13 protein-coding genes and 1 riboswitch are annotated in these 16518 nt (G+C 74.2%); of the genes, 7 read left to right on the top strand and 6 right to left on the bottom strand.

Features of this window, described 5'->3' with window-relative positions; genetic code table 11:
- The first annotated feature begins 64 nt into the window (after positions 1 to 64).
- Positions 65 to 718 carry a carbohydrate-binding protein gene (locus tag COUCH_RS10005; protein WP_249611784.1) on the top strand — a complete coding sequence of 218 codons (654 nt, stop codon included), beginning with the start codon at positions 65 to 67 and terminating at the stop codon, positions 716 to 718.
- Positions 719 to 733: 15 nt separating this feature from the next.
- Here the strand turns inward: COUCH_RS10005 and COUCH_RS10000 are convergent, their stop codons facing one another.
- On the bottom strand, positions 734 to 1150 hold the full coding sequence (locus tag COUCH_RS10000) for a cupin domain-containing protein (protein ID WP_249611783.1): 417 nt from the start codon (positions 1148 to 1150) through the stop codon (positions 734 to 736).
- 34 nt (positions 1151 to 1184) lie between these two features.
- Between COUCH_RS10000 and COUCH_RS09995 the strand changes: the two genes are divergently transcribed.
- The 3 genes from COUCH_RS09995 to cobF are packed head-to-tail and all read left to right on the top strand — an operon-like array spanning position 1185 to position 3661.
- Complete coding sequence (locus tag COUCH_RS09995; protein WP_249611782.1) at positions 1185 to 1652, top strand: YfbM family protein; 468 nt, start codon at positions 1185 to 1187, stop codon at positions 1650 to 1652.
- A gap of 35 nt (positions 1653 to 1687) precedes the next feature.
- Positions 1688 to 2878: a DNA polymerase IV gene (gene dinB, locus COUCH_RS09990; protein ID WP_249611781.1), complete on the top strand. Its 1191-nt coding sequence runs from the start codon at positions 1688 to 1690 to the stop codon at positions 2876 to 2878.
- Between the two features lie 30 nt (positions 2879 to 2908).
- Positions 2909 to 3661, top strand: a complete 753-nt coding sequence (gene cobF, locus COUCH_RS09985; RefSeq protein ID WP_249611780.1) for a precorrin-6A synthase (deacetylating) — start codon at positions 2909 to 2911, stop codon at positions 3659 to 3661.
- Between the two features lie 81 nt (positions 3662 to 3742).
- Here the strand turns inward: cobF and COUCH_RS09980 are convergent, their stop codons facing one another.
- The 3 genes from COUCH_RS09980 to cobN all read right to left on the bottom strand — a co-directional run bounded on the left by COUCH_RS09980 (position 3743) and on the right by cobN (position 10643).
- Complete coding sequence (locus COUCH_RS09980; protein ID WP_249611779.1) at positions 3743 to 6232, bottom strand: FtsX-like permease family protein; 2490 nt, start codon at positions 6230 to 6232, stop codon at positions 3743 to 3745.
- Between the two features lie 3 nt (positions 6233 to 6235).
- On the bottom strand, positions 6236 to 6991 hold the full coding sequence (locus COUCH_RS09975) for an ABC transporter ATP-binding protein (RefSeq protein ID WP_249611778.1): 756 nt from the start codon (positions 6989 to 6991) through the stop codon (positions 6236 to 6238).
- 106 nt (positions 6992 to 7097) lie between these two features.
- Entirely contained in the window at positions 7098 to 10643 is a 3546-nt protein-coding gene (gene cobN, locus COUCH_RS09970) for a cobaltochelatase subunit CobN (RefSeq protein ID WP_249611777.1), read from the bottom strand.
- 50 nt (positions 10644 to 10693) lie between these two features.
- Positions 10694 to 10768: riboswitch (cobalamin riboswitch) on the bottom strand.
- A 127-nt stretch (positions 10769 to 10895) separates the two neighbouring features.
- On the opposite strand from cobN, the gene COUCH_RS09965 reads away from it, so the two are divergent.
- The 3 genes from COUCH_RS09965 to COUCH_RS09955 are packed head-to-tail and all read left to right on the top strand — an operon-like array spanning position 10896 to position 14501.
- Complete coding sequence (locus COUCH_RS09965) at positions 10896 to 12374, top strand: precorrin-3B synthase (protein ID WP_249611776.1); 1479 nt, start codon at positions 10896 to 10898, stop codon at positions 12372 to 12374.
- A 1-nt stretch (position 12375) separates the two neighbouring features.
- Positions 12376 to 12993, top strand: coding sequence for a precorrin-8X methylmutase (locus tag COUCH_RS09960; RefSeq protein ID WP_249611775.1), 618 nt, complete (start codon positions 12376 to 12378; stop codon positions 12991 to 12993).
- Positions 12994 to 12995: 2 nt separating this feature from the next.
- A complete protein-coding gene (locus tag COUCH_RS09955; RefSeq protein WP_249611774.1) occupies positions 12996 to 14501 on the top strand; it encodes a precorrin-2 C(20)-methyltransferase in 1506 nt (501 codons plus the stop codon).
- Positions 14502 to 14893: 392 nt separating this feature from the next.
- On the opposite strand, the gene COUCH_RS09950 is transcribed toward COUCH_RS09955, so the two are convergent.
- Together COUCH_RS09950 and cobM are read right to left on the bottom strand one after the other, a co-directional pair.
- Positions 14894 to 15742: a cobalt-precorrin-6A reductase gene (locus tag COUCH_RS09950; RefSeq protein ID WP_249611773.1), complete on the bottom strand. Its 849-nt coding sequence runs from the start codon at positions 15740 to 15742 to the stop codon at positions 14894 to 14896.
- The gene (gene cobM, locus COUCH_RS09945) at positions 15730 to 16473 is read right to left on the bottom strand and encodes a precorrin-4 C(11)-methyltransferase (protein WP_249611772.1); all 744 of its coding nucleotides are present in this window, start codon (positions 16471 to 16473) and stop codon (positions 15730 to 15732) included. The genes COUCH_RS09950 and cobM overlap by 13 nt, the downstream gene beginning before the upstream one ends.
- Between the last annotated feature and the right edge of the window lie 45 nt (positions 16474 to 16518).

Genomic DNA, 16518 nt, shown 5'->3' with positions numbered 1-16518 from the left:
CCGACACGTAGCTACTGTGTGTTATTTCGTCACTCATCACAGTGGTCGGCTATCCTGTCGACCCGTGAGCATCCCCGCACCGGCTCCGCCCGGGGTGTACCACTCGCGCTCGAGGGTCACCCGGCGCCGCGCCGCGCTCGCCGCGGCCGGCCTCGCCCTGCTCCTGCTCGGCTATTTCCTCGGCCGGCTGCAGGACGGGCCGTCCACCCCGGCGCCGGCCGCGGCCGCGCCCGCCGGGTCCGCGCAGCCCTCCCCGAGCGTCGCCGCGCCCAGCCCGTCGCCGTCCGAGGAAGTGCCGGTCGGCGGGACCGACGCGTACACCACGATCCAGGCGGAGAGCGCCACCAACCAGCAGGGCACTCAGGCCGAGGACACCGAGGACGAGGGTGGTGGGCAGGACGTCGGCTGGATCAACAACGGCGACTGGCTGCGCTACGACCAGGTGAACTTCGGCGCGACGCCGGCCACCCGGTTCGCCGTCCGGGTGGCGTCCGACGTGGGCGACGGCGTGACCGGCCGGGTCGACCTGCACCTCGACAGCCCGGCCTCCACGCCGATCGGCGGCCTGACCGTGGGCAACATGGGCGGCTGGCAGAAATGGCAGACGCAGACGACCATGGTCACCCCGACGACCGGGATGCACACGCTGTTCCTCACGTTCGCCAGCGACAGCGGCACCGAGTTCCTGAACTTGAACTACTTCGCCTTCGGCCACTGACGACGCGCGGAGCGCTCACGCCATGCGGAAGTCGGCGAAGTCGAAGCCGGGCGAGACCACGCAGCTGACCAGCACCGGCTCGCCGCCCACCGGGTACGCGCTCTGCCACACCCCGGCCGGCACGAGCGCCTGCGGGTTGCGGGCGTCGACCAGCACCACGTCGCCCGGCTCGGCCGGCTTCTCCCCGCTCCCGCCGAGGCGCAGCTCGAGCGTGCCGGAGTGCAGGAACCACAGCTCGTCGGACGTCACCACGTGCCACGCCGACGACTCGCCGGGCTGGAGCAGAAAGTAGATGCCGGTGGCGGCGGCGCGCGGGCCCGCGTACCCCTCGGGCTCGAAGACGACCCGCGACCGGAACGTCTCGCGGAACCACCCGCCCTCCGGGTGGGGTAGCAGGTCCAGGGCCTCGGCCAGCGGCGGTCGCGTCGTCATGACCCCATTCTCGGCGTCTGGCAGACTGCCCGCCATGGGCATGATCTTCGCCGGCCGCCGGCTCACCCCTGACCAGGTACGCGACCTGGAGATCGACGCGCCGGGCACCCTCGAGAAGCTCGGTGAGGCGGAGCTGGACCTCGACAAGGCCTGGCACGGGATCCACTTCCTGCTGACCCGGAGCGCCTGGAAGACCACCCCGGGCGCCGGAGAAGCGGTCCTGGGCGGCGATCCGGTGGGCGAGGACACCGGGTACGGCCCGGCGCGCCTGCTCACCGCGGACCGGGTGGCCGCGGTCGCCGCCGGCCTGCGCGACCTGGACGCGGCCGCGCTGCGCACCCGCTACGACGCGGCTGCGCTCGAGGAGGCGGAGATCTACCCGGGCATCTGGGACGCGGACGACGTCTTCGAGACCTACCTCGGCCCGAACGCCGACCAGCTCCGGGCGTTCTACCTCGCGGCGGCCCGGGAGAACCAGGCCGTGCTGCTGACCATCGCCTGATCGCTTCTTTCGTACAGGCGTTCTAAGATGACGCCGTGGCTGACCGGGCGACCATCCTGCACGCCGACCTCGACTCCTTCTACGCGTCGGTCGAGCAGCGCGACGACCCCGGGCTGCGGGGGCGGCCGGTGCTGGTCGGCGGCGGGGTCGTGCTGGCCGCCAGCTACGAGGCGAAGGCGTACGGCGTCCGCACGCCGATGGGCATCGCGCAGGCCCGCGCCCTTTGCCCGGCCGCCGTGCTCGTCCCGCCGCGGATGAAGGCGTACTCGGCGGCGAGCAAGGCGGTCTTCGAGGTCTTCCGGGACACCACGCCGATCGTCGAGGGGATCTCCATCGACGAGGCGTTCCTCGAGGTGGGCGGCCTGCTCAAGATCCGGGGTACGCCCACCGAGATCGCCGTACGCCTGCGCGCGGAGGTGCGCGAACGGGCCGGCCTGCCGATCACGGTCGGCGTGGCCCGCACGAAGTTCCTGGCGAAGGTGGCGAGCGGGGTCGGCAAGCCCGACGGCCTGCTAGTCGTCCCGCCCGGCGAAGAGCTCGCATTCCTGCACCCGCTGCCGGTCGAGCGGCTGTGGGGCGTCGGGCCGGTGACCGCCGCCAAGCTGCGCGACCGCCAGATCCGCACGGTCGGCCACGTGGCCCGCGTCGGCGAGGCGGCGCTGGTCACGATGCTGGGCGCGCACGCCGGCCGGCACCTGCACGCGCTCGCCCACAACCGCGACCCGCGGCGGGTCCGGGTCGGGCACCGGCGCGGCTCGATCGGCTCGCAGTGCGCGCTGGGCCGGCGGCCGCGCCCGTTCACGGAGCTCGAGGCGACGCTGGCCGCGCTGGTCGACCGGGTCACCCGCCGGATGCGGGCGGCGAACCGCGCCGGGCGCACCGTGACGCTGCGGCTGCGGTTCGGCGACTTCAGCCGCGCCACCCGGTCCCGGAGCCTGCTCAAGGCCACGATGCAGACCCGGCCGATCCTCGAGACGGCCCGCGGCCTGCTGACCGCCGCCCGCCCGCTGATCGAGGAGCGCGGCATCACGCTGGTCGGCGTGGCGGTCGGCAACCTCGACAGCGACGGGTCGGTGCAGCTGGAGCTGCCCTTCGAGGACCCGCACGACGAGGGGCTCGACAGCGCGCTCGACGCCGTACGCGACCGGTTCGGTTCCTCGTCGGTGACCCGCGCGGCGTCACTGGGCCGTGAGCTGAACCCCTCCGTACCCCTCCTGGAGGACTGAGCCGGGCACGGGTCGGGCAGACTGCACGGCGTGCGGAAGATCTACGTCATCGGGATCGGGGCCGGCGACCCCGACCACCTCACCCTGCAGGCAGCCAAGGCGATCGGCCGGACGGACGTGTTCTTCCTGCTCGACAAGGGCGAGGCCAAGGAGAGCATGATCGAGCTGCGGCGCCGGATGCTGAAGGCGTACGGCAAGCCCGGCCGCCGCATCGCCGAGGGCCGCGACCCGGACCGGGACCGGACCCCCGCCGACTACGAGGGCACGATCGCCGACTGGCGACGGCGCCGGTCCGAGGTGACCGAGGCCCTGATCAGCGAGCACCTGCTCGACGACGAGGTCGGCGCGTTCCTGGTCTGGGGCGACCCGTCGCTGTACGACTCGACCATCGCGATCCTCGACGAGATCCTCGCGCGCGGCGCGACCCGCTTCGAGTACGAGGTCGTGCCGGGCATCAGCAGCGTCTCCGCACTGGCCGCGAAGCACCGGATCGGCGTCAACCGGGTGGGGCGGCCGTTCCAGGTCACGACCGGCCGCCGGCTCGCGGAGCAGTGGCCGCCCGGCGTGGACGACGTGATCGTGATGCTGGACGCGCAGCAGAGCTTCGGGACGGTCGACGGCGACGTCGACATCTACTGGGGCGCGTACATCGGCACGCCGGACGAGCTGCTGATCTCCGGGCCGCTCGCCGAGGTGGCCGAAGAGATCCGCCGGGTCCGCGCCGAGGCCCGCGAACGGCACGGCTGGATCATGGACACGTACCTGCTGCGCCGCCGTACCTAGAGTCTGCCGGCCGCGACGAGCTCGCCCAGCTCGTCCCCCATGCGGCGAGGCCGCCCGCGGGCACTGCCGCGTGACCATCTGCTATTCCTTGGTGCCGATGCTCTCCACCGGCGGCACCCGCAGCAGGCGGCCGACCGGCAGCACCGTGGTGACCAGCGCCAGCAGCGCCGTCCCGCCGAGCACGGCCACCCAGCCGAGCGCGGGCACGTACGGCACCGGGTCCCCGGTCAGGGCGTTCACCACCGCGATCAGCGTGGTGGCCGCAATACCGCCACCGATCACCAGCGCGACTCCCAGCAGCCCCGCCTGCTCGGCATGCACCATGCGCTTGACCTGCCGCTTCGTGACGCCGGCCAGGCGCAGCAGGGACAGCTCGCGACGCCGGGCCAGGGCGGCCATCACCATCGTGTTGGCCGCGGCGAGCGCCGCGTAGCCGACCATCACGCCGATGAGGAGCTTGTTCAGCCACGCGCTGACCGCCATGTCCCGGGCGAGCTGCTTGTTCTGGTCCGCGGAGGCGACGACCGTGCTGCCGGGGTACCGGGCCGCCAGGGAGGCCAGCGCCTCGTCGACGTCCGCACCGGTCGCCGTCCGGATCAGCACCTGGTCGTCGAGGTCCTTCGCGGTGTGCCCGGCGACCACCTCCCGGGGCAGCGTCACGTCGCCGAAGCCCAGCCCGCGCCGGTAGATCGCCGCCACGCGGAGCTCCACCGGAGTGCCGTCGCCCAGCCAGAACGAGGCGCGCTCCCCCACCTTCCAGCCCGCGCTGCCGGCCTGCAGCTCGGAGACCGCGACACCGTCGGTGCCCAGGCCGGCCATGCTGCCCGAGGTGACGTGCAGGTCGAGCGTTCCGGCGCCGCCGGCGTCGACGGCCTGCGCGGACACCGGCTCGGCGTCGCCCAGCGCCTTCACGATCACGGACGTGTGCCGGACGCCGGTCGCGCCCTGCACGCCGGGGATGGCGCGGGCGGCGGCGGCCGCGCCGGCGGGCAACCCGGCCGGGGAGACGAGCGCGTGCTGGGCGAGCGTGCCCTCGCGGGCCTGCTCGACCGTCTGGCGCTGCAGGTTGTCCTGCAGGAACCACACCGAGCCGCCGAAGCCGACCGACAGCACCAGCGCGGTCAGCACGGTGGTCATGCCCTGCGCGTTCGCCTTCAGGTTCTTCGTGGCCAGGTAGCCGCTGGTGCCCCAGACGCCGCGCAGCAGCGGGGTGAGCAGCTGGGCGCCGGCCCGGTTGATCCAGGGCGCCAGCAGCGCCACCGCGAGGACGAAGAGGTACAGCATCCCGATCGCGCCGGCCAGGGCTGTCTGCCCGCCGGCGCCGACCGTGAGGGAGCTGGCCGTACCGGCGCCGGTCAGCGTCAGCACGCCGGACACCAGCCGCACCTTGCCGCTCTGCGCGGGCTCCACCGCCGCCTCGCCGAGCGCCTCGGTCGCGCGGATCTTCGTCACCCGGCGCGCGGCGGCCAGCGCGGACAGCATCGCCACCAGCAGCGTCGTCACCACCGCGGTCACGGCGGCGAGCGGCCCCATGCTCATCGGGAAGCCCGCGGGCAGGAAACCCCGGTCGACGAACTGGCCGTGGACCCACTCGGTCGCCAGGTAACCGCCCGGGACACCGATCGCGGCGCCCACCAGGCCGAGCAGCACGGCCTCGGCCACGACCATCCGGCGGGCCTGGCCGGGGGTGGCGGCCACTGCGCGCAGCAGGGCCAGGTCGCGGCGGCGGTGCCGGACCGAGAGGCCGATCGTCCCGGCCACCACGAACCCGACCAGCATCGCCACGTACCCGCCGAGCGACGCGCCGATCGTGATGAGCAGGCCCTGCGGCGACTCCGAGCCGCCCTCGGCCGCGCCCAGGCCGCTTCCGGCGTACGTCTCGGCGCCGGCTCCGTCGGCGATCCTGCCGACCGCCGCGGCCACCGCGTCCACGTCGGCGCCCGGCTTCGCCACGACGCCGATCGCGTCGGCCTTCCCCGGCTTGGCGGCGAGCGTCGCCGCCTGCTCGTCGGTGAAGAAGACGCTCTGCGGCCCGGCGCCCGTCGCGACGCCGCTGACCCGGAATTCGCGGGCCATACCCCCGATGATCAGGGTGGTGCGGTCGCCCGGCCCGGCGCCGCCGGCGAGGCGGGCGTCCAGCACCACGTCGCCGGCGCGGGCGGGCGGGTCACCCTTGACGATCGTGTACGGGGTCAGCGCGGCAGCGCCCCACCCGTGGCCCGTGGCGGGGCCGGAGCCGAGGACCGGAACCCGGGTGTCGACGGCCACTGTGGCCACCCCCGGAACCGTGCGGAGCTGATCGGCCAGGGCGGCCGGCACCGTGCCGCCCTCCGGCAGTCCCACGGTGACGTGGTTGACGTCGCCCAGTTCCTTGGTCGTGAAGGACAGTTCGCGGTGGGCCACGACGACGTCGGCCGCGGCGTACTGCTGGACGGCCGGCCGGTATCGCAGGCCGGACTCCACCATGGCGCCCAGCGCGGTGAGGATCACGACCCCCACGGTCAGGGCGACCAGCGTGGCGAGGGCGCTGCCGATCCGGCGGCGCAGCATCTGAGCGGCGAGCTTGACCATGGTTCACCGCACCCCCTGCACGGTACGGCCCAGCGACGCCAGCTCCTCGGCGATGCGGTTCGCACCCGGCTGCGGCATGTCCCGCACGATCCGGCCGTCGGCCAGCACCATGACGCGGTCCGCGTACGAGGCGGCCACCGGGTCGTGGGTGACCATGACGACCGTCTGGCCGTGCTCGTCCACGACCGCGCGCAGCAGCGACAGCACCTCGGCGGCGGTCTGGGTGTCCAGGGCGCCGGTGGGCTCGTCGCAGAAGATGACATCCGGCCGGGTGGCCAGCGCCCGGGCGATCGCCACGCGCTGCTGCTGGCCGCCGGAGAGGGCGCTCGGCCGGTGCCGCAGCCGGTCACCCAGCCCGACCCGCTCCACCACCTCGGCGAGCCACTGCCGGTCCGGCCGCGCGTCGGCCAGCCGCAGCGGCAGCTCGATGTTCTCCTCGACCGTGAGCGCGCCGATCAGGTTGAACGCCTGGAAGACGAAGCCGACCTGGGTACGCCGCAACTTGGTCAGCGCGGTCTCGGACAGTCGGGACAGCTCGGTGGCGCCGATCCAGACCCGCCCCGACGTGGGCCGGTCCAGCCCCGCCGCGGTCTGCAGCAGCGTGCTCTTCCCGGAACCCGACGGGCCCATCACCGCGGTGAAGGTGCCCCGGGCGAACGAGGCGTCCACACCGGCGAGGGCGGTGACGCTCTGCCCGCCGGTGCGGTAGACGCGGGTCAGTTGCTCGGTCCGGACGGCCAGCGCGCCCGGGGTCGGCATAGCGTCTCGTGCTGGTGTTTTCGCTGCTCTCCACATGCCTAGAACGCTATGGAGAGCGGCGGTCCAGCTGAATGCCGCAGGCTGCCGGGCCAAGGTAGTGCAGGCCCTACCCCTCGCCCTCCAGGTCACCCTCCGTCTCGAGGTAGACCTGCTGCAGCGCGGCGAGGGTGCCCGGGTCGGGAGCCTCCCACAGCTTGCGGTCGGCCGCCTCGAGCAGGCGTTCCGTGATGCCGTGCAGGGCCCACGGGTTGGACTGCGTCATGAACTTCTGGTTCTCCGGGTCCAGCACGTACGCCGCGGCGAGCTGCTCGTACATCCAGTCGGCCACCACGCCCGCGGTGGCGTCGTAGCCGAAGAGGTAGTCGACCGTCGCGGCCAGCTCGAACGCGCCCTTGTAGCCGTGCCGGCGCATCGCGGCGATCCAGCGGGGATTGACCACGCGCGCCCGGAACACCCGGGCGGTCTCCTCGGTGAGGCTGCGGGTCCGGGTGGCGTCCGGGTTCGTCGAGTCACCGATGTACGCGGCCGGCGCCCGCCCGGTCAGCGCCCGTACCGTGGCGATCATGCCGCCGTGGTACTGGAAGTAGTCGTCCGAGTCGGCGATGTCGTGCTCGCGGGTGTCGATGTTCTTCGCCGCCACCTCGATGCGCCGGTACGCGGTCTCCATGTCCCCGCGCGCCGGAACACCGTCCAGGCCCCGGCCGTACGCGAAGCCGCCCCAGACCGCGTACACCTCGGCCAGGTCGGCGTCGCCGCGCCAGTTGCGGCTGTCGATCAGCGGGAGGATGCCGGCGCCGTACGCCCCCGGCCGGGAACCGAAGATACGGGTGGTCGCCTGCCGCCACGTCTTGCCCGCCTGCGTGTCGGCCGTCGCGTGGGCCCGGACGAAGTTGTGCTCCGGCGCCTCCTCCAGGGCGGCGACCAGCCCGAACGCGTCGTCCAGCAGCGCCACCACGTGCGGGAACGCGTCGCGGAAGAAGCCGGAGATGCGCACGGTCACGTCGATGCGGGGCCGGCCCAGCTCGTCCAGCCCGATCGGTTCGATGCCGGTGACCCGTCGCGAGGCGGGATCCCACACCGGGCGTACGCCGATCAGCGCGAGGATCTCGGCGATGTCGTCGCCGGCCGTGCGCATCGCGCTCGTGCCCCAGGCGGAGAGCCCGACCGACTTCGGCCAGTCGCCGTGGTCGTCGCGGTAGCGCTTGAGCAGCGACTCGGCCATCGCCTGACCGGTCTCCCAGGCGAGCGCGCTCGGGATGGCCTTCGGGTCGACGGAGTAGAAGTTGCGGCCGGTCGGCAGCACGTTGATCAGGCCGCGCAGCGGGGAGCCGCTCGGGCCGGCCGGCACGTACCCGCCGTCCAGCGCGTGCAGCACGTTCGTCAGCTCGTCGGTGGTCCGCGCGAGCCGGGGCACGACCTCGCGAGCCGCGAACCCCAGGATCTCCCGTACCTGAGGATCGTCCGTGATGTCCGGGACGTCCTGCGGCCAGCCGGCCTCCTCCATCGCCGCGACCAGTGCCCGGGCCTTCCCCTCCACCGCGTCCGTCTCCGCGGTCGAGGCGTCCTCGCGCAGGCCGAGCGCCTCGCGCAGGCCCGGGAGCGCGGCGACCTGCCCGGCCCACATCTGCTTGGCGCGCAGCATGGCCAGCACCAGGTTGACGCGCGCCTCGCCGGTCGGCGCGGCGCCCAGCACGTGCAGGCCGTCGCGGATCTGCACGTCCTTGACCTCGCACAGCCAGCCGTCGACGTGCAGGATGAACTCGTCGAACTCCTCGTCGCCGGGCCGGTGGGCCAGGCCCAGGTCGTGGTCCATCTTGGCGGCCTGGATCAGCGTCCAGATCTGCGAGCGGATGGCCGGCAGCTTCGCCGGGTCCAGCGCGGCGATGTTCGCGTGCTCGTCGAGCAGCTGCTCCAGGCGGGCGATGTCGCCGTACGACTCGGCGCGGGCCATCGGCGGGATCAGGTGGTCGACCAGCGTGGCGTGCGCCCGGCGCTTCGCCTGCGTGCCCTCGCCCGGGTCGTTGACCAGGAACGGGTAGATCAGCGGCAGGTTGCCCAGCGCCGCGTCGGTGCCGTCCGAGGCGGACATGCCCACGTTCTTGCCCGGCAGCCACTCGAGGTTGCCGTGCTTGCCGACGTGCACGACCGCGTGCGCGCCGAACTCGTCGCCCAGCCACCGGTAAGCGGCGAGGTAGTGGTGGCTCGGCGGCAGGTCGGGATCATGGTAGATGGCCACCGGGTTCGCACCGAAACCGCGCGGCGGCTGCACCATCACGACGGTGTTCTCGTCGCGCAGCGCGGCCAGCACGATGTCGCCGTTGTCGACGTACAGCTCGCCGGGCGGCGGTCCCCAGTGCCGCTCCATCGCCTCGCGCAGGTCCTCGGGAAGCGTGGCGAACCAGGCCGCGTACCGCTCGCCGCTGATCCGGACGGTGTTGCTCTCCAGCTGCTCCTCGGTGAGCCAGTCCGGGTCCTGCCCACCGGCGGCGATGAGCGCGTGGATCAGCGCGTCGCCGTCCTGCTCGGCCACGCCCGGGAACGACCCGGTCCGGTATCCCCGCTCGGCGAGCGCGGCCAGCAGGCGCACGGTCGAGGCGGGCGTGTCGAGCCCGACGGCGTTGCCGATGCGCGAGTGCTTCGTCGGATACGCCGAGAGCATCACCACGATCCGGCGCTCGGCCGGCGGGATGTGCCGCAGCCGCGCGTGCGCCACGGCGATGCCGGCGACCCGGGCGGCGCGCTCCGGATCGGGCACGTACACCGACAGCCCGTCCCGGTCGAGCTCCTTGAAGCTGAACGGCACGGTGATGATCCGGCCGTCGAACTCGGGGATCGCCACCTGCGTCGCGGCGTCCAGCGGGGACAGCCCGTCGTCGCTGGCCTCCCACGCCTCGCGGCTGCTGGTCAGGCACAACCCCTGCAGGATCGGCACGTCCAGGTCGGCGAGCACCCCGACGTCCCACGCCTCGTCGTCGCCGCCGGCGCTGACCGTCGCGGGCTTCGTGCCGCCCGCGGCGAGCACGGTCACGACCAGCGCGTCCGCCTTGCGCAACTCGGCCAGGAGCTCCGCCGAGGCCGTACGCAGGGAAGCGGTGAAGATCGGCAGCGGCCGGCCACCCTCGGCCTCGACCGCCCGGCACAGCGCGTCCACGAAGGCGGTGTTCCCGGCCATGTGGTGCGCGCGGTAGTAGAGGACCGCGACCGTCGGCCCGTCGATCGGCTGCGTCTCGCGCTCGAGGACACCCCAGTCGGGCGCGGCCACCGGCGCCGCGAAGCCGTTGCCGGTCAGCAGGATCGTGTCGGACAGGAAGTCGTGCAGCGCAGCCAGGTTGTCCGGCCCGCCGTATGCCAGATAGCCGTGCGCCTCCGCGGCGACACCGGCCGGCACGGTCGACAGCTTCATGAGGTCGGCGTCGGGCGCCTGCTCACCGCCGAGCACGACCACCGGGACCGGGCCCGCGAGCAGCGCGTCGAGCCCCTCCTCCCAGGCCCGGCGGCCACCGAGGATGCGCACGACGACCAGGCCGACGCCCTCGGTGAGGGCGGCCAGATCCTCGACGGCGGTGCGGGCCGGGTTGCCCAGGCGCCACTCCCGGCCACTGGCCCGGGCGCTGAGCAGGTCGGTGTCGGACGTCGACAGCAGCAGGAACACGGCTCTCCCCTCGGGGTCCGCGCCCCGGCTAGGTGCAATCACGGCGACCGGAGTTCCTGGCTCCCGGAGCGCTGGGCGCACCGGTGACAGTGGCGGGACCGCGCCGGATTCGCACCGGCTTCCTCCGCGGCGTCGCCGCACGTGGCCTCCCACTCTGCCGACCGCGACCGGCCGCGTCAACGTGAGGCGCGCGGTGTGACGATGCCGACGGGGCCGGGAAAACTGTCAGGGCCGATCCGTAGTATCCGGGCCGTGTCCTCCCCCCATCGTTCAACCGCGGCCGACGCCTGCCCCGGCGCTCTGCGGCTGCACGACGCCGCCGACGGGCCGCTGGCGCGCGTGCGCATCCCCGGCGGCCGCATCACGGGCGTCCAGCTCGGGGCGCTGCGGGAGATCGCCGCGGAGTGGGGCGACGGGCACGTCGAGCTGACCAGCCGCGCCAACCTCCAGCTCCGCGCGCTCAACGGCGCCCCGGCGGTGCGGCTCGCCGCCCGTCTCGCGGCCGCCGGGCTGCTGCCTTCGCAGACCCATGAGCTCGTACGCAACATCGCCGCGTCCCCGCTGATCGGCGACCCCACCCCGGTCGCGGCGCTCGACCATGCCCTGTGCGCGGACCCGGCGCTGGCGGCCCTGCCCGGACGCTTCCTGTTCGCGATCGACGGCGGAGCCGGCGACGTGGCGTATTCCGCGGACGTGGCGTCCCTGCCGGCCGGCGACCGCATCGCCGTGCTGTTCGCCGGCCGCGACGCCGGGCTGCGCGTCGGCCCGGACCAGCTCGTCCCGGCGCTGCTCGCGGGCGCACACGCGTTCCTGGCCCTGGCCGGCGAGGCGGTGGCCGCCGGCCAGGCCAGACCGTGGCGCCTGCGCGAGCTGACCGACGGTCCGGCCCGGGCAGCGGCGCGCACCGCCGCGGCGCTGGGCGTTCCGCTCGCCGACCCGGCACCAGCGCCGCACACCGCCCCGCCGCCCCCCACCGACTCCGCGCTGCCGCCGTCGCAGCCCGCGTCGCACACCTTCCCGCCGCCTCCCACCGACTCCGCGCTGCCGCCGTCGCAGCCCGCGTCGCACACCTTCCCGCCGTCCCCCACCAACCCCGCGCCGCCGCCGTCACGGCCCGCGTCGCACACCTTCCCGCCGTCCCCCACCAACCCCGCGCCGCCGCCGTCACGGCCCGCGTCGCACACCTTCCCGCCGCCCCCCACCAACCCCGCGCCGCCGCCGTCACGGCCCGCGTCGCACGAACCGATCGGGGTGATCGACGGAACTGCCGTGGCGGCCCTGGTCCCGCTCGGCCGGCTCACCCCCGCCCAGCTCACGACGCTGTCGGCGGCCGCGGTGCTCGTCGTGACACCGTGGCGTGGCATCGTCGTAGCGGATCTGGACCCGGCCGAGGCGGCGTCGTGGGTCGATCGGCTGGCCGCGACCGGCCTGGAGGTCGCCGCGGGCTCGCCGTGGATCGGCGTGACCACCTGCGCCGGCCGGCCCGGCTGCGCGAAATCCCTGGCCGACGTGCGCTCCGACGCCTCCGCAGCCGTCCGGCCCTTCGACGGACGGGTGCCGGTGCACTGGGTGGGCTGCGCCCGCGGGTGCGGCGCGCCGCCCGGCCCGCACGTACGGGTCGAGGCGACCGGATCCGGCTACCTCGTGGCCGGCCCGGGCGGGGGCGCCGCAGTACCGGCGCGGGCGGTGGACGAGGTGGCGGCGCTGGTCACGGCCGCGAGAAAGGGCTGACATGGAATACGTACGCGACGGCGCGGAGATCTACCGGCGGTCGTTCGCCACGATCCGTGCCGAGGCGGACCTGTCCCGGCTGCCGGCGGACGTGGCGCGGGTTGCCGTACGCATGATCCACGCCTGCGGCATGGTGGACCTGGTCGACGACATCGGCTGGAGCCCGGGCGTGGTCACCGCCGCCCGTAAGGCCCTGCTCGGCGGGGCGCCGATCCTCTGCGACGCCGAGATGGTCGCCTCGGGCGTCACCCGCAAGCGGCTGCCCGCCGGCAACGAGGTCATCTGCACGCTGCGCGACCCGGCCGTGCCGGAGCTGGCCGCCCGGATCGGCAACACCCGCAGCGCCGCCGCCCTCGACCTGTGGGGCGACCGGCTGGGCGGCGCGGTGGTGGCCATCGGCAACGCGCCCACCGCCCTGTTCCGCCTGCTGGAGATGATCGAGGCGGGCGCGCCCCGGCCCGCCGCGGTGCTGGGCGTACCGGTCGGCTTCATCGGCGCGGCGGAGTCCAAGGACGCCCTGGCCGCGTCCGACCTGGAGCATCTGATCGTCCGCGGGCGCCGCGGCGGCAGCGCGATCACGGCGGCCGCGGTCAACGCGCTCGCCTCGGAGGAGGAGTAGTGGTGGCTGGTCGGCTGTACGGCGTCGGGCTCGGACCCGGCGACCCGGACCTGGTCACCGTCAAAGCGGCCCGGCTCATCGCCGAGGCGGACGTGGTGGCGTACCACGCGGCGCGCCACGGCCGGTCCAACGCGCGGGCCATCGCGGCGGCCTACCTGCGCGAGGGGCAGATCGAGGAACCGCTGATCTACCCGGTCACCACCGAGAGCACCGACCACCCGGGCGGCTACCAGGGCGCGATCGACGAGTTCTACGCCGACTCGGCCGAGCGGCTCGCCGCGCACCTCGACGCCGGCCGCGACGTCGTGGTGCTGGCCGAGGGCGACCCGCTCTTCTACGGCTCGTACATGCACATGCACAAAAGGCTCGCGCACCGCTACGAGGCCACGGTCGTCCCCGGCGTCACCTCGGTCAGCGCCGCGTCGGCGGTGCTCGGCCGCCCCCTGATGGAACGCGACGAGGTGCTGACCGTGCTGCCCGGCACCCTGCCGCCGGACGAGCTGGCGGCCCGCCTGGCCGGCACGGACTCCGCCGCGATCATGAAGCTGGGCCGCACCTTCGAGGGAGTCCGGCAGGCCCTGGAGACAGCGGGCCGCCTCGACGACGCCTGGTACGTCGAACGCGCCACCACCGACCGCGAACGCCACGCCCGCCTGGCCGACGTCGACCCGGCGACGGTCCCGTACTTCTCGCTGGCGCTGCTGCCCAGCCCCGCCGCCACGGCCTTCGCCGCCCCGCAGGCCGGCGCCCAGACCGCGGGACCCGGCGCGGTGACGGTCATCGGGCTCGGCCCGGCGGGACGCGAATGGCTCACCCCGGAGGCGCAGGCGGCGCTCGCCGAGGCGGACGACGTCGTCGGCTACGGCCCGTACGTGAACCGGGTCCCGGCGAACCCCCGGCAGCACCGCCACGCCTCGGACAACCGCGTCGAGGCGGAGCGCGCGGCGTTCGCCCTGGACCTGGCCAAACGCGGCCGCCGGGTGGCGGTCGTGTCCTCCGGCGACCCGGGCGTCTTCGCGATGGCGGCGGCGGTGCTGGAGGTCAGCGAGGACCCCCAGTGGAAGGACGTCCCGGTACGCATCGTCCCCGGCCTGACCGCAGCCCAGGCCGTGGCAAGCCGCGCGGGAGCGCCACTCGGCCACGACTTCTGCATCATGTCGCTCTCCGACCGGCTCAAGCCGTGGAACGTGATCGCCTCCCGCCTCGCCGCGGCGGCGGGCGCGGACATGGTGATCGCGCTCTACAACCCGGCCTCGCAGAGCCGCAAGGAACAGCTGGTCCGGGCGCGGGACCTGCTCCTGGAGCACCGCGCCCCGCAGACGCCGGTGGTGGTGGGCCGGGACGTGGGCGGCCCGGAGGAATCGGTACGGATCACCACGCTGGGCGACCTCGACCCGGCAACGATCGACATGCGGTGCCTGCTGATCATCGGATCCAGCCAGACCCGGCTGGTCACCCGGGGAGACGGCTCGACCCAGGTCTTCACACCCCGGCACTACCCCGGCTGAACCGGCCGGCGATCCAGCGGCGTTCGGGTTGCCCGCCACACGCCAGCCGGGCGCCGCTTGCTTGCCGCGCGCCGCTGGCTTGCCGCGTGCCGCTCCTACTCTTGCGCTCGTCGCACCGGTTTTGTGCGCCTCGCGCCAGTTCTCGACGCCTCACATCCGGTTTTGCACATCCGGTTTTGCACATCCCCTTTTGCGCGCGCCGCACCCGGTCTGCGCGACCCACACCCGGTCAGCGCAACCCACACCCGGTCTGCGCGAACCACACCCGGTCAGCCCGACCCACACCCGGTCTGCGCCTCCCAGACCCGGTCTGCGCGAACCACACCCTGGTCTGCGCGTCCCGCAGCCGATCTGCGCGTCCCGCACGGGCGCCGGGCCCGCGCTTGCGGCCGTCAGCGGGCGTGGGTTGCTTCCAGCGCGCTCAGCCACTCCACGACCGCGTCGACCGTCGCGACAGTCGGCACGCCGGCGGGGAGCGGCGGCCGGTCCACCATCACCACCGGGATCCCCAGCTCCCGGGCGGCGTCAAGCTTGGCGGCCGCCCCGCCACTGTCCTTGGTGACCAGCACATCGATGCGATGCCGCAGCAACAGGTCCCGCTCGGCGTCGAGGTCGAACGGCCCCCGGTCCAGAACCACCTCCAGGTGCCGCGGCACCGGCGGGACCGGCGGCTCCACCGACCGGGACACGAACCGCAAGTCGTCCGACGCGGCGAACGCGGCGATGCTCTGCCGCCCGGTGGTGAGGAAGACGCACATCCCGCCGCCGGCTGTGTCAGCGACGCCCGCACCGGGGTCGCCCGGGCGCAGCGTCGGCAGCATGGCGGCGGCCGCATCCAAGTCGGCGACGTCCGCGCCTGGGTCGCTCGGGCGCAGCGTCGGCAGCAGGGCGGCGGCCGCATCCAGGTCGGGGACGCGATGCCAGCGGTCGCCTGGCCGCTCCGTCCAGCCCGGCCGGCGCAGGATCAGCAACGGGATCCCGGCCCGGGACGTCGCGGCGGCGGCGTGCCCGGTCATGGTCGCGGCGAACGGGTGCGTGGCGTCGACGACCGCATCGATGCGTTGCGCGCGCAGGTACGCCTCCAGCCCGTCCACCCCGCCGAAGCCGCCGGTCCGCACCTCGCCCGGCGGCAGCAGCGGCCGCGACGTACGGCCGGCCAGTGAGCTGATCACCGGTACCCGGCCGGCCAGGGCACGTCCCTCGGTGGTCCCGCCGAGGACGAGCACTCTCAGCTGCGGCATCGCGCGGTCGAGTACAGGTGACTGTCCGGGAACTGCGACGCGCTGAGCGCCGCACCGACCACGATCACCGCCGTACGCCGTACGCCCGCCTCCCGAACCTTGTCCGCGATGTCCGCGAGCGTGCCGCGCAGAATGAGCTCGTCGTCCCGGCTCGCCCGCGCGACGACCGCGACCGGGCAGTCCGCGCCGTAGCTCGGCACGAGCTCCGCGACGACCGCGTCGATACGCTGGACGGCGAGGTGCAGCACCATCGTCGAGCGGCTGGCCCCCAGCGTCGCCAGGTCCTCCCCGGGCGGCATCGCGGTCGCGCGTTCGGCGGTCCGGGTGAGGATCACCGTCTGAGCGACCTCCGGCACGGTCAGCTCCCGGCGCAGCGAGGCCGCCGCGGCGGCGAAGGCGGGTACGCCCGGGGTCACGTCGTACGGCACCCCGGCCTGGTCGAGCCGGCGCATCTGCTCGGCGACGGCGCTGAACACCGAGGGATCACCGGAGTGCAGCCGCGCGACGTCCTGACCGGCCGCCGTGGCCTGAACCATCTCGCCGACGATCGCGTCCAGGTCGAGGTTCGCGGTGTCGACCAGACGGGCCCCGGCCGGGCACGAATCGAGCAGCTCCCGCGGTACGAGGCTGCCGGCGTACAGGCAGACCGGCGACGCGGCGAGCAGCCGCTGCCCCCGTACGGTGATGAGGTCGGCAGCCCCCGGCCCCGCGCCGATGAAGTGAACCGTCACCGCGCACCCGCCGCTCTCGAGGTCTCCGCCACCGTCGTCCTCACT

Source organism: Couchioplanes caeruleus, from assembly GCF_023499255.1.
GTDB lineage: Bacteria > Actinomycetota > Actinomycetes > Mycobacteriales > Micromonosporaceae > Actinoplanes > Actinoplanes caeruleus_A.
Note: the sequence above shows the minus strand (reverse complement) of the source record. Positions and strands in the feature narration are given on the sequence as shown.